The sequence below is a fragment of the uncultured Tenacibaculum sp. genome, assembly GCF_947504135.1.
Lineage (GTDB): Bacteria > Bacteroidota > Bacteroidia > Flavobacteriales > Flavobacteriaceae > Polaribacter.
In genome coordinates, this window is sequence record NZ_CANNGG010000006.1 from 1 (window position 1) to 12,227 (window position 12,227).

Here is a 12,227-nt window from a genome sequence, read left to right on the forward strand (position 1 = left end):
TAGAAGCAACCGATGCAGGAGGAAACACCAGTTCAGATGTAACTACAGATGAATTAGTAATTGATACTACTGCACCAGTTTTAACAATAACTATAGATTATATTACAGCAGATAATGTATTAAATGCAGCTGAAGCAGGAATAACCATTGCAGTAACCGGAACAGTAGGCGGAGATTTCAATACCGGCGACACGGTAACATTAGAGATCAATGGAAACACTTATACAGGAACAGTAGACGCTGCAGGAGACTACAGCATCAATGTTCCAGGTTCAGACTTAGCAGCCGATGCAGACACGACTGTAGAAGCAAGTGTAATTTCAATTGATAATCATGGGAATAGAGGATCTGCTTCGAATACTCGTAAATACTATTTACAAGACACGGATAATGATGGCATATCAGATGTTGTAGATGTAGACGATGATAATGATGGCATTCCTGATGTAGACGAAGGAGATGGTTCGGTAGATACTGATGGTGATGGAATTCCAGATTCATTAGACCTAGATTCTGATAATGATGGTATTAATGATGTAATAGAAGGAGGAAATGGAGATTTAGATACCAACGAAGACGGTGTTATAGACTCTGGCGATTCAGGGTATACAGATACTAACGGAGATGGACAAGCAGATGCTTCAGTAGACAATAATGAAGAGCCAGATACAGATGGTGATGGAGTTCCAGATTATCAAGATTTAGATAGTGATAATGACGGTATTAATGATGTAATTGAAGGAGGAAATGAAGAGTTTGATACTAACGGAGATGGCGTTATAAATACAGAAGATATTGGAGGTTCAGATTCTGATGAAGATGGAATTTCTGATAGCGTTGACGGTGATACTACCAGGTTTGGTGAAGGTAATGGAGGAGATGAAGGAACTATTGATTCGGATGGAGATACTATTCCTGACTATCAAGATTTAGATAGTGACAATGATGGAGTGAATGATGTTGTTGAAGGAGGAAATTCAGATACAGATGGAGACGGTCAAGTTGATAATCCACATGACGATTCTGATAATGATGGTATCGCAGACAGTGTTGATGATTTAGATGGTTTTGGTGATGCTGATAATCCAGATTATAACTCTAATCCTACAGACCCTAATGATGGAGGAAATGGAGTAGTAGATGGAGATGATTCTGACGGAGACGGAATACCAGACCCTGTAGATGGTCTTGAAGGATTTGGAGATGCAATCAATGAGGATACTTGTGTAAAAGTAAATAACTTAATGAGTCCAAACGGAGATGCAGCAAACAGTTATTTACATATCGATTGTATTGAAAATTTCCCAAATAATACTCTTGAAATTTTTAATAGATGGGGTAATACAGTATATAAAACTGAAGGGTATAACAATAGCAGTGTTGTGTTTAGAGGAATTTCCGAAGGAAGAGCTAATATAAATGTAGGCGATAAATTGCCAGTTGGAACATACTTCTATATTTTAGATCTTGGAAATGGAAGTAAAGTTAAAAAAGGCTGGATTTACATTAATAGATAATCTGGATTTATAAAAAAGACTGATGAATAAAAGTATTAATCAAATGAAATTATATTTAAGTTTAATTATAATATGTACAATGAGTATTTGTATAACTACAAGTATTCATGCGCAACAAGATCCTCAGTACACACAGTATATGTACAATACAATGAATGTAAACCCTGCTTATGCAGGGTCTAGAGGGCATACTGTAATTACTGCTTTAGGAAGAATGCAGTGGGTCGGTTTTGAAGGAGCGCCAAATACTCAAAACTTATCTTATGATACACCTTTAGGCTATTCTGGTTTAGGGTTAGGAGTGAATTTGATGAATGATCAAGTAGGACCTTCTAGTGAGATATATTTAGATGCGAATGTATCTTACAATATACAAACAGGTGCAGAAGGTAATTTAGCCTTTGGTTTACGTTTAGGAGGAAGATTGTTAAATATAGATTGGTCTAAAGGAACCTATAAGGATAGTGAAATTGCCTTTCAAGATAATATCAATAAGTTCTTACCAACAGTTGGAGCAGGTATTTATTATCACCAACCACAGTGGTATGTCGGATTATCGGTACCAAATATTTTAAGAATGGAACATTACGATGCTGAAACTCCAGGAGAAGTAGCAGTAGAAAGAATGCACTTTTTCTTAATTGCAGGATATGTTTTCGATATTAATGAAGATTTAAAATTTAAACCAGCAGCTTTATTAAAAGGAGTTTCAGGAGCACCTTTATCATTAGATATTTCAGCAAATTTATTATTTAATGAAAAGTTCAGAATAGGAGCATCTTGGAGGTGGGATGATTCTGTAAGTGCACTTTTAGGTTTCCAAGCAACTGAATCGCTATTAATAGGATATTCATATGATTTAACAACGTCAAATTACAATGTAACAAATTCAGGAACACATGAAATAATGTTACAATACGAGATATTCCAAGATATTAGATATAGATCCCCTAGATTCTTTTAAAAAAGAGAAAATATGAATTTTAAAAAAGTACTAGCATCATTTTTATTGATGTTGGCAGTAAGCAGTTTTGCACAAAGCAAAAAAGTAGCAGATCGTTATTTTGAAGAGTTTTCTTACGTGCAATCAGCTAAACTGTACAAGGATTTAGTCTTGATTAAAGGAGATACTTCTAAACATGTGTTGAGTAGATTAGCAGAATCGTATTACAATAATTCAGATACAGAAGAAGCAGAAGTTTGGTATGAAAAATTATTAGCGAATTATAAAGATGATTTAGATGATAAACATTTATTTAAATACGCTCAAACGTTAAGAAGTAACGGAAAATATAAAAAATCTGATTCTATTTTTTTAAAGCTTACTGAAAATCAAAAAGGGAATTTAAACGAAGTATTAAACAGAGAAGGATATTTACAAGATTATTCTAAGCAAGAAAAGAGAATAGGAATAAGAAACTTGGCAATAAATACTCCTTTTTCAGATTTTGGAGGATTTTTATTAAACGGAAAATCATACTATTCATCTTCTGTTCCAAGTGGAAATAAAAGAGAGAATATTTATAAGTGGAACAATCAACCATTTTTAAATATTTATAAGGCTGAAGAAGATATTCAAACATTAGAAGGAAGAGAACAAGACACCGTACTAGTACTAGCAAATAGCCAAAAATTAGAAGCGCCAATATCTTCTGAATTGCATGAATCTACTCCAGTATTTACGAAAGATGGAAAAACAATTTATTTCACCAGAAATAATTCAGATGGTAAAAGAGCTAGAAAGAGTAAAAAGAATACTTCTAACTTGAAAATATATAAGGCTAGTTATATAAACGGATATTGGGTAAATGTTAAAGAATTACCGTTTAACAATGACGAATATTCTACAGGACATCCAGCATTAAGTCCAGATGAAAAAACATTGTACTTTGTTTCTAACATGCCTGGTGGTTATGGAGATTCAGATATTTATAAAGTTGAAATTAAAGGAAAAGACGACTACGGAACACCTGTTAATTTAGGAAGTACAATTAATACATCAGAAAAAGAGGTTTTTCCTTATGTAGGAAGTGATGATGTACTGTATTTTTCATCAAACGGACATTTAGGGTTAGGTCTTTTAGATATTTTTCAGTCAAAAATAAATGAAGATGGTACTTTATCTTCTCCAGAAAATTTAGGATATCCTTTTAATAGTAAGAAAGATGATTTTTCATTTTTTATAAGTGAAGATGGCAAAAGAGGTTTTTTCTCTTCAAATAGAGAAAAAGGAAAAGGAGATGATGATATTTATAGTTTCTTTATTTATACAGATCCTCCTGTTTGTACTCAAATAGTAGAAGGTGTTATTCGTGCAAAGAACACTAATAAAGTTATCGAAGCTGCTGTTGTAAAACTAATAGATAAAAATAAAGAAATTGTAGCAGAGGTGATTTCTGATGTAAATGGTAAATATGTTTTTAAAGAAGTTCCTTGTAATAACACTTATACAGTTACAGCAACAAAGCTAGATCATCGAGCAGGAAAAAGTAAGGTAGCTACTTTAAGTAATCGAAACGAGGTAATTAAAACGAATATCGAGTTAACTCCATTAATTGTTGGTGATCAAATCGTGATTAACCCTATTTATTTTGATTTTAATAAGTCAATTATTAGAGAAGATGCTGAGTATGAGTTAGAAAACATTGTTACTGTTATGACGAATCATCCTGAATTAGTGATTAAAATAGAATCTCATACTGATAGCAGAGGACCTAGAGAATACAACAGAATGTTATCAGACAAAAGAGCAAAATCAACCAGAGATTATATCTTATCTAGAGGAATAGCTAAAGATAGAATTGAAAGTGCTATAGGTTACGGTGAAGACAAACCTTTAAATGATTGTGTTGATGGAAAAAAATGTACTGAAGAAGAATATCAATTAAATAGACGTTCTTACTTCTATATTGTAAAAGGAGGAGAAAATATAGAAAAGAGACACGAAATAGAAGAGCGAAAAGTAAGAAGAAGAATTTCAACAAGAAAAAGTAATTTCTTAGAATACTTGAGAAAAAATTTTAAAAAGCCAAATAATTCAAGGCCTGAAAGTAGAAAATGTTACAAAGAAAAAGACGAAAATTGTGAAGCTACGCAGAATAAAGGTAAAGTGAATTATAAGAGATAATTAAAGATTCTAAAAAGTAAATAAACATTAATAAACGAAGAAAGCCTCTTAAAAAAGGGCTTTTTTTGTTTATAGTATAATATTACAACAAAAATTAAGTTATAGGTGTACATTAACTTATTATATCATTATTATTAATTATGAAAAAACTATTTATCCCCCTAGCGTTATTAGCTTTGACGATGACGTCGTGTGTATCAAAAAAGAAGTATGTTGAGTTAGAACAAAAGTACAATGATACTAGAGGTAACTTGCAAAAAACAACTCTAGAGAAAGAGGAATTAGAAGCAAAGTTTGCTAAGATTGAGCAAAGAGTTGATAACTACAATCAAAAAATTAACTCGTTAAAAAATGTAAACGAATCGCTGCAAGAAGAAAATAATGTTAAGTTAGATATGGTTGGTAATACAGCTGTAATCTCTAACACTATGAAAGAAAAAATGAGAGAGACACTTAAAAATGTTGATCCAGCAGAACTAGCTAATGCAAAAACATTAAAAGACTCAATGAATGTTGCAGTAGCTTATAATCTTAAAAAGTCAATTAACTCTTCAGAATTAGAAAACGATGAAGATGTAAATATTGATATAGACCAAACAGTGGTTATGATTTCTGTATCAGATAAAATGTTATTCAACACAGCTAGTTATAGAGTTAAGAGTAATGCTCACAAACTAATTAAAAAATTGGCTGACATAATCAATTCTGAACCTAGTATGGATGTAATGATTGAAGGACATACAGATGCCAGATCATATAACTCAGGTGTATTACAAGATAACTGGGATTTAAGTGTAAAAAGAGCAACGTCTATTGTTCGTCTTTTAGAGAAAAAATACGGAGTTGATCCAAGTAGGTTAATTGCATCAGGTAGAGGTAGTGCAGTTCCTTTAGTAGAGAATAACTCAGCTAAAAATAGAGCAAGAAATAGGAGAACAAGAATTGTAATCTTACCTAATTTAGATAAGTTCTTTGGTTTAATGGCTAAAGAAGAAACTATCAAACCTTAATTACATCTTTTAGAAGCAAAAAACCAGCATTAGGCTGGTTTTTTGTTTATGGTATATTTAAATACTTATGTGTTTGTAAGGATATTTTCCATTTCGGATTTTCCATTACATAATCAATAATTTGTGGAGTCATTTTTTCTTTTTTACTCCATTCGGGTTGTAAAAATAACTTACACTTTTCACCAACTTTAGCAGCTTGTTCTTCTGCAAACTGAAAATCATTTTTATTATGAATAATCATTTTCAATTCATCAGCCTCTTGGTAAGCGCGCTCTAATGGTAATTTCGTTTTTTTAGGAGATAAACAAAACCAATCCCAAACTCCAGAAAAATCATAGGCTCCAGAGGTTTCAATATGTGTTTTAATACCTTCTTTTTGTAATTGTTGGGTAATATGATCTAAACTCCACATTAAAGGCTCTCCACCTGTAATTACTACAGTTTCGGCATATTTTTTAGCATTCTCAACAATAATATCTGTTTTTGTAGGCGGATGTAAATTAGCATCCCAACTTTCTTTCACATCACACCAGTGGCAACCAACATCGCAACCACCAATACGAATAAAATAAGCAGCAGTACCAGTGTGTGCCCCTTCTCCCTGAATCGTGTAAAATTCTTCCATTAACGGAAGCATTTCTCCCGTATTAATTAACTCTTGTACTTCTTTTTTCAACATAAGAGTGCAAAGATAGGCAACATTAAAAATTAATGAATGATTTTTGTTACTTTTACGTGTTTTTATCACAAAAAAGGTCATAAATAATGAGTAAAACCGAAGAGTTTTTCAATTACATCAAAGAGGGCTATACAACAAAAGGAGAGTTTATTACGCTAGGAGCAGGAATGTTAGGAGAAGAAACTGTAACAAACGCTCATGTAAATATTCCTTTAAAAACATTAAACCGTCACGGATTAATAGCTGGAGCAACAGGAACAGGAAAAACAAAAACCTTACAAGTGCTGGCAGAAAACATGTCAGAAAAAGGAATACCTGTATTGTTAATGGATGTAAAAGGAGACTTAAGTGGATTAGCACAACCAAGCCCAGGGCATGCTAAGATTGATGAACGCCATGAAAAAATCGGAATACCATTTACTCCAACAAAATATCCAATAGAAATTTTATCAATTTCAGAACAAAACGGAGTTCGTTTACGTGCTACAGTTTCTGAATTTGGCCCTGTTTTATTATCACGTATTTTAGATTTGACGGAGACACAATCTGGAATTGTAGCGATTATTTTTAAATATTGTGATGATAACCAATTACCGTTATTAGACTTAAAAGACTTCAAGAAAATCCTTCAATACATAACCAATGAAGGAAAAGAAGAGATTAAAAAAGAATACGGAAGAATTTCTACCGCAAGTACAGGAGCAATTCTTAGAAAAATTATAGAAATAGAGCAACAAGGAGGTGATTTATTCTTCGGAGAAAAATCATTTGATGTTGACGATTTAACTCGTATTGATGAAAACGGACGCGGTGTTATTTCTGTACTACGTTTAACAGATATTCAAGATAGACCAAAACTGTTTTCAACCTTTATGCTACAGTTACTAGCAGAGGTATATGAAACCTTCCCAGAGCAAGGAGATAGTGGACGACCAGAATTGGTAATTTTTATAGATGAAGCCCATTTAGTGTTTGATGAAGCTTCAAAAGCGTTGTTAAGTCAAATAGAAAGCATTGTAAAATTAATTCGTTCAAAAGGAATAGGGTTGTACTTCGTAACACAAAATCCAAAAGATGTTCCAGAAGATGTATTAGCACAGTTAGGAATGAAGATTCAACATGCCTTACGTGCATTTACAGCAAAAGATAGAAAAGCAATTAAATTAGCTGCAGAAAACTATCCAGATTCTGAATATTACGATACTAAAGAAGTATTAACTCAGTTGGGAATAGGAGAGGCGTTGATTTCTGTATTAAATGAAAAAGGAATTCCAACACCATTAGCACGAACCATGTTGCGTGCACCTATGAGTAGAATGGATGTGTTAACAGATAAGGAAATTAAACAAGTTTTAGATAATTCAAGATTAATCCCGAAATACAATGATACTATTGATAGGGAGAGTGCTTATGAAATGCTAAACGAGAAGATTGAAAAAATCAACAAAGAAAAAACTGAAGAAGCACGCAAAGAGGAGGAAGAAAAAACAAGAAGAAAATCTTCAACACGTAGTAGAAGCACACGTATGAACCCAATAGTAAAGGTGTTAACCAGTGCTACCTTTATAAGAGCAGCTTTCGGAATTTTAAAAAAAGTAATAAAATAACAAATAGGAAAAATAGACGTTTTAAATATAAAAGAAGAACAATGAGAACATTAATGAAACCTTTAGTAGTTGCTGTAATGGCAGTAGTATTTGTACAATGCGGTAATAGTAAGTTTGATATTGCTAAAGGAAAAGTTGGGGAGCTAACTACGAAAACAACTGTGAAAGAAATTGAAGGTCTTTTCAAACAAGATTCAATAGTAAAAGTTTTAAGTGAAGGAGCTAAAGGAGATAACCTTTTTCAAGAAGATGATAAGTATTTAGTATATGAAAAAGGAGGGAAGCATTTGTTAACTATTACTCCAAAAGAACAGTTAGATTCTACATCTACAATTAAGAGTATCGAAATTTTTGATGAGCGTTTTAAGACAAAATCAGGAGTAAATATTAAATCTACCTTCCAAGATATTAATGCTAATACTAAAGTAAGTAAAGTAGAGTCATCATTTTCATCAGCAACGTTGTTTATAGATGATTTAAATGCAACAATTACAATTGATAACGAAGACTTAGGGTTAAAAGAGTTTAGCACTCAAAAAGTAACAGTTGAACAAATTCCTGATTTAGCAAAAATTAAATCATTTACTATTTGGTTTAACTAAAATATACGAAGCCGAAACAACTGTTTCGGCTTTTTAATTAATAATAGCTATGTAAATTTTAAAAGATGGAAGTAATAAAAATAGTATTTTTTGTATTGGGTGTTTTTTTTGGAGAAAACAGTAGAATAGGAGCAGAGAAAACAACAGTAACAGTAAATTCAAAAGAAAAAGAGGTGGTAATTGTTCAAGAAGGTTTATTTGCACTTATAAAGAATGAGCGAGATAGTATACAAGTTAATTCGGAGCTAGAGAGAATCATTGCTAGAAATTGGAGAGAAGAAATTAAGGCTTATCCATCAAAGTCATGTACTTTTCATACTACGAAAGAGGGTAATTTAAATGCAACAATCATTTTAAATTATTCATCAGTAAAAGACTTGAAAAATTTTGCTCTAGAATTTAATGAAGAGACCAAGGAGTTTTCCTTAATAAATATTCCTGATTGGAATATTGAAACAAGGCAAGGTGAGTTAAAGGGAAACTATTGGAAGTTTCAAGGAAACAACGAGTTTACTTTTATTGTTACACCTTTTAAAAACATGCCCGAAAAGCTTATAAATGCTAAAAAAAATCTTAGACCAATTTTAGAAGCTAAGGACTCAAAATAAAACAAGATGAATAAAAAATATACGATTCAAAAAAGCCCGTTTGTAGTACCAACTACTGATGGAAAGTTAATTGAAGAACATTATGGAAATGCTACCGATGGAAATTCAAATGTGAGTATTGCACACATGATAGCACCTCCTGGTTGGAGTGAGCCTTTTCAAACACCAGAATTTGAAGAATTCACGTATATTATTAAAGGAAAAAAACAATTCAATATAGACGGAGAAATTGTTGTACTAGAAGCAGGACAATCTATCAAAATTGAAAAGAATGTACGTGTACAGTATTCTAATCCTTTTACAGAACCTTGTGAGTATTTAGCCGTTTGTTTACCAGCTTTCTCAATGGGGTTGGTGCATCGTGAAGATAGTTAACAACACCCCTAAAATAATAGCTGCAAATTTTTTATAGTTGAATTTGTGGTTTTCAGTACTTTCAAAAAGGATAATAGTTGAAATATGTAAAAACACTCCGATAATTAACGCAGTAATTTCAGTGTTATACTCCATAATTACAGGGACTTTATCAGCCACTAAAATCCCTAACGGACTCATTAATGCAAATACCGTTAAAAAGAAAAAGATTGTTTTTTTCGAATAGTTAGCGTGTAATAAAAAAGTGGTTAATACAATAGCAATTGGAATTTTATGTACAATGATTGCCCACAATAAATTATCATCAGCATGATGAATTGGTAGTCCTTCAGAAAACGCATGAATACATAAACTTACAAATAACATCCAAGGGAATTCAGAAGAATCTGAATGCAAATGAATATGTCCGTGTTCAGCACCTTTAGAAAATGATTCTAATATCGATTGTACAATGATTCCTATAAGAATTAAAATACCTACTAATTTAGTATCATCAGTATGATGGTATACTTCTGGTAATAAATGTAAAATAGTAACAGAAAGAAGGTAAGCACCACTAAAAGCTAATAACAAACGAACGAAGTTATTGCTTGGTTTTATCATAAAAACTAATAAAACACCTACTAAAACAGCTGAAATTAATAAGAAGTAACTCATTTAGCAACGATAATTAAACGATCAGAAGATTGAGAATTGAATTTATTCAGGCTATAGTCGCCAAAAATATGTTTTACTTGCAAATTCACTTTATCAAAGTACGATTGCAATTTTTCTAAAGTTAAAAATTTTACACGTTCGGTATACAAATATGACTTTCCTTCCGCAGTAAAAGAAATATGTTTTAAGATGAATCCGTCTTTGATTTCTTTTTTAATATTGAACTCAATATCATCAATAGTCTTTGTTTCTTCTTTTACCAGTGTGTTTTTTACTTTTTCAACATTTAAGAAGTCCAAGACAAATACACCGTTTTCTTTTAATCCGTTTTTAATACTTCTTAAAACAGCAATGTCTTCGTTATCGTCTTCAAAGTAACCAAAACTGGTAAAAAGATTAAATACAGCATCGTATTTACTTTCAATAGGCTTTCGCATGTCCCAAACTTCAAAATGAAGCGTGTCATTCTCAAATTGTTTGGCATGTTCAATACTGTTTTCACTTAAATCACCACCTACAACGTCATAGCCTAACGAGTTTAAGTACACTGCATGGCGTCCTTTACCACAAGGTAAATCAGCAATACGACTCAATTTAGGTAATTGTAAAAAAGAGGTAATATTTCGCATAAAAAACTGTGCATCGGCATCGTTTCTATGCTTGTATAAAATATGATAGTATGGTGTATTAAACCATGAAGTAAACCAATCTGTTGTTGTATTCATAACTATAAAGGTCTGCAAAAATACGCAAAACTTACGTTTTTTATATTCAAAGTAGAAAAGATTCACAACAACCCAAAATTAGCTGTACTTTTGCAGTGAAATTTTACAGTTACATGGAAAAAGATTTTAAGATGACCGCCATAACCATGGCAGGTTTAGAAGGTGTTTTAGCAGACGAGTTACGTCAACTTGGAGCAATGGAAGTGAAAGAAGGGGTGAGGAGCGTTACTTTTAGAGGAGATAAAGGTTTTATGTATAAAGCCAATATAGCCTTACGTACTGCTATTCGTATTTTAAAACCAATTAAACGTAGTAAAATTTTTGATGAAGAAGATTTATACGAAGCAATACAACGTGTAAAATGGGAACGTTTTTTAGATGTTGATGGTACGTTTGCGATTGGTTCGGTAGTAAATTCAAAGAACTTTACTTCAAATTCACATTATATTAGCTTAAAATCGAAAGATGCTATCGCAGATTATTTTATGCACAAGTATAAAAAGCGTCCGAATGTAGATTTAAAATACCCAGATGTAAAAGTTCACGTGCACATTCATAAAGAATGGCTAACTATTTCGTTAGACTCTTCTGGTGAATCGTTACACAAACGTGGATACCGAAGTGCTACGAATATTGCTCCGATTAATGAGGTATTGGCAGCAGGATTAATTTTACTTTCAGGATATAAAGGGGAAGAGAATTTTATCGACCCGATGTGTGGTTCAGGAACTATTTTGATTGAAGCTGCAATGATTGCGAATCAAATTCCTGCAAATATCAACCGTAAGCATTTTGCTTTTGAAAACTGGAAGGATTATGATGAAGATTTATACTTTGTTATTCAAGATTCGTTATTAAAGAAAATACGAAGTTCTCATTTTAAAATTATGGGATTTGATAAGGCTCCATCGGCAGTTAGAAAAGCGCAGCAAAATATTATCAATGCTAATTTGGATGAGTTTATAGGAGTACATCACGTAAACTTTTTCAATTCCAAAAAAGAAGTATTTGGTAAAACTACAATTTTGTTCAATCCGCCTTATGGAGAGCGTTTAAATATTGATGTAGAAGAGTTTTACAGAAAAATAGGAGATACGCTAAAGAACAATTACCCTAATTCAACAGCGTGGTTAATTACGTCGGATATTCAAGCATTAAAGTTTGTAGGATTACGAACATCGAAAAGAATTCCGTTGAAAAATGCCGATTTAGATTGTCGTTTTGTAAAGTACGAACTGTATGAAGGTAGTAAGAAAGAAAAAAAGAATTCTTCATTTAACGATGAGGAAGAATAAAAATAAAACTCCGCTGAAAGGCGGA

The 12,227-nt window shown here is 32.2% G+C and carries 12 protein-coding genes; 9 read left to right on the plus strand and 3 right to left on the minus strand.

What is annotated here, in order from left to right; genetic code table 11:
* From Q0663_RS11855 to Q0663_RS11870, 4 genes are all read left to right on the plus strand, one after another.
* The coding region (locus Q0663_RS11855) for a gliding motility-associated C-terminal domain-containing protein (RefSeq protein ID WP_299011301.1) at window positions 1-1,517 on the plus strand (1,517 nt) is incomplete at its 5' end.
* 43 nt (window positions 1,518-1,560) lie between these two features.
* Window positions 1,561-2,481: a type IX secretion system membrane protein PorP/SprF gene (locus Q0663_RS11860; protein WP_299011636.1), complete on the plus strand. Its 921-nt coding sequence runs from the start codon at window positions 1,561-1,563 to the stop codon at window positions 2,479-2,481.
* Window positions 2,482-2,493: 12 nt separating this feature from the next.
* Complete coding sequence (locus Q0663_RS11865; protein WP_299011303.1) at window positions 2,494-4,644, plus strand: OmpA family protein; 2,151 nt, start codon at window positions 2,494-2,496, stop codon at window positions 4,642-4,644.
* Window positions 4,645-4,784: 140 nt separating this feature from the next.
* On the plus strand, window positions 4,785-5,654 hold the full coding sequence (locus tag Q0663_RS11870; RefSeq protein ID WP_299011305.1) for an OmpA family protein: 870 nt from the start codon (window positions 4,785-4,787) through the stop codon (window positions 5,652-5,654).
* 46 nt (window positions 5,655-5,700) lie between these two features.
* Here the strand turns inward: Q0663_RS11870 and Q0663_RS11875 are convergent, their stop codons facing one another.
* Window positions 5,701-6,333 (minus strand): 7-carboxy-7-deazaguanine synthase QueE, encoded by a 633-nt coding sequence (locus Q0663_RS11875; RefSeq protein WP_274635187.1) that lies wholly within the window; start codon window positions 6,331-6,333, stop codon window positions 5,701-5,703.
* An 86-nt stretch (window positions 6,334-6,419) separates the two neighbouring features.
* Between Q0663_RS11875 and Q0663_RS11880 the strand changes: the two genes are divergently transcribed.
* The 4 genes from Q0663_RS11880 to Q0663_RS11895 all read left to right on the plus strand — a co-directional run bounded on the left by Q0663_RS11880 (window position 6,420) and on the right by Q0663_RS11895 (window position 9,525).
* On the plus strand, window positions 6,420-7,940 hold the full coding sequence (locus Q0663_RS11880) for a helicase HerA-like domain-containing protein (protein WP_299011307.1): 1,521 nt from the start codon (window positions 6,420-6,422) through the stop codon (window positions 7,938-7,940).
* A gap of 41 nt (window positions 7,941-7,981) precedes the next feature.
* On the plus strand, window positions 7,982-8,542 hold the full coding sequence (locus tag Q0663_RS11885) for a hypothetical protein (RefSeq protein ID WP_299011310.1): 561 nt from the start codon (window positions 7,982-7,984) through the stop codon (window positions 8,540-8,542).
* A gap of 65 nt (window positions 8,543-8,607) precedes the next feature.
* Entirely contained in the window at window positions 8,608-9,150 is a 543-nt protein-coding gene (locus Q0663_RS11890) for a hypothetical protein (RefSeq protein ID WP_299011312.1), read from the plus strand.
* A gap of 6 nt (window positions 9,151-9,156) precedes the next feature.
* Window positions 9,157-9,525, plus strand: coding sequence for a cupin domain-containing protein (locus Q0663_RS11895; RefSeq protein ID WP_299011314.1), 369 nt, complete (start codon window positions 9,157-9,159; stop codon window positions 9,523-9,525).
* Here the strand turns inward: Q0663_RS11895 and Q0663_RS11900 are convergent.
* Together Q0663_RS11900 and Q0663_RS11905 are read right to left on the minus strand one after the other, a co-directional pair.
* On the minus strand, window positions 9,493-10,182 hold the full coding sequence (locus tag Q0663_RS11900; protein WP_299011316.1) for a ZIP family metal transporter: 690 nt from the start codon (window positions 10,180-10,182) through the stop codon (window positions 9,493-9,495). The two genes, Q0663_RS11895 and Q0663_RS11900, sit on opposite strands and share 33 nt — an antisense overlap.
* Entirely contained in the window at window positions 10,179-10,907 is a 729-nt protein-coding gene (locus Q0663_RS11905; protein WP_299011344.1) for a bifunctional 2-polyprenyl-6-hydroxyphenol methylase/3-demethylubiquinol 3-O-methyltransferase UbiG, read from the minus strand. The genes Q0663_RS11900 and Q0663_RS11905 overlap by 4 nt, the downstream gene beginning before the upstream one ends.
* A gap of 113 nt (window positions 10,908-11,020) precedes the next feature.
* Here Q0663_RS11905 and Q0663_RS11910 point away from each other — a divergent pair, with 113 nt between their 5' ends.
* Window positions 11,021-12,202, plus strand: a complete 1,182-nt coding sequence (locus tag Q0663_RS11910; protein ID WP_299011346.1) for a class I SAM-dependent RNA methyltransferase — start codon at window positions 11,021-11,023, stop codon at window positions 12,200-12,202.
* Window positions 12,203-12,227: the final 25 nt, after the last annotated feature.

Bases quoted from the DNA above. Each gene is read 5' to 3' on its own strand.
- Q0663_RS11870 (WP_299011305.1), top strand. From the start codon at position 4,785: ATGAAAAAACTATTTATCCCCCTAGCGTTATTAGCTTTGACGATGACG.
- Q0663_RS11860 (WP_299011636.1), top strand. From the start codon at position 1,561: ATGAAATTATATTTAAGTTTAATTATAATATGTACAATGAGTATTTGT.
- Q0663_RS11885 (WP_299011310.1), top strand. From the start codon at position 7,982: ATGAGAACATTAATGAAACCTTTAGTAGTTGCTGTAATGGCAGTAGTA.
- Q0663_RS11865 (WP_299011303.1), top strand. From the start codon at position 2,494: ATGAATTTTAAAAAAGTACTAGCATCATTTTTATTGATGTTGGCAGTA.
- Q0663_RS11900 (WP_299011316.1), bottom strand. From the start codon at position 10,182: ATGAGTTACTTCTTATTAATTTCAGCTGTTTTAGTAGGTGTTTTATTA.
- Q0663_RS11910 (WP_299011346.1), top strand. From the start codon at position 11,021: ATGGAAAAAGATTTTAAGATGACCGCCATAACCATGGCAGGTTTAGAA.
- Q0663_RS11895 (WP_299011314.1), top strand. From the start codon at position 9,157: ATGAATAAAAAATATACGATTCAAAAAAGCCCGTTTGTAGTACCAACT.
- Q0663_RS11875 (WP_274635187.1), bottom strand. From the start codon at position 6,333: ATGTTGAAAAAAGAAGTACAAGAGTTAATTAATACGGGAGAAATGCTT.
- Q0663_RS11890 (WP_299011312.1), top strand. From the start codon at position 8,608: ATGGAAGTAATAAAAATAGTATTTTTTGTATTGGGTGTTTTTTTTGGA.
- Q0663_RS11880 (WP_299011307.1), top strand. From the start codon at position 6,420: ATGAGTAAAACCGAAGAGTTTTTCAATTACATCAAAGAGGGCTATACA.
- Q0663_RS11905 (WP_299011344.1), bottom strand. From the start codon at position 10,907: ATGAATACAACAACAGATTGGTTTACTTCATGGTTTAATACACCATAC.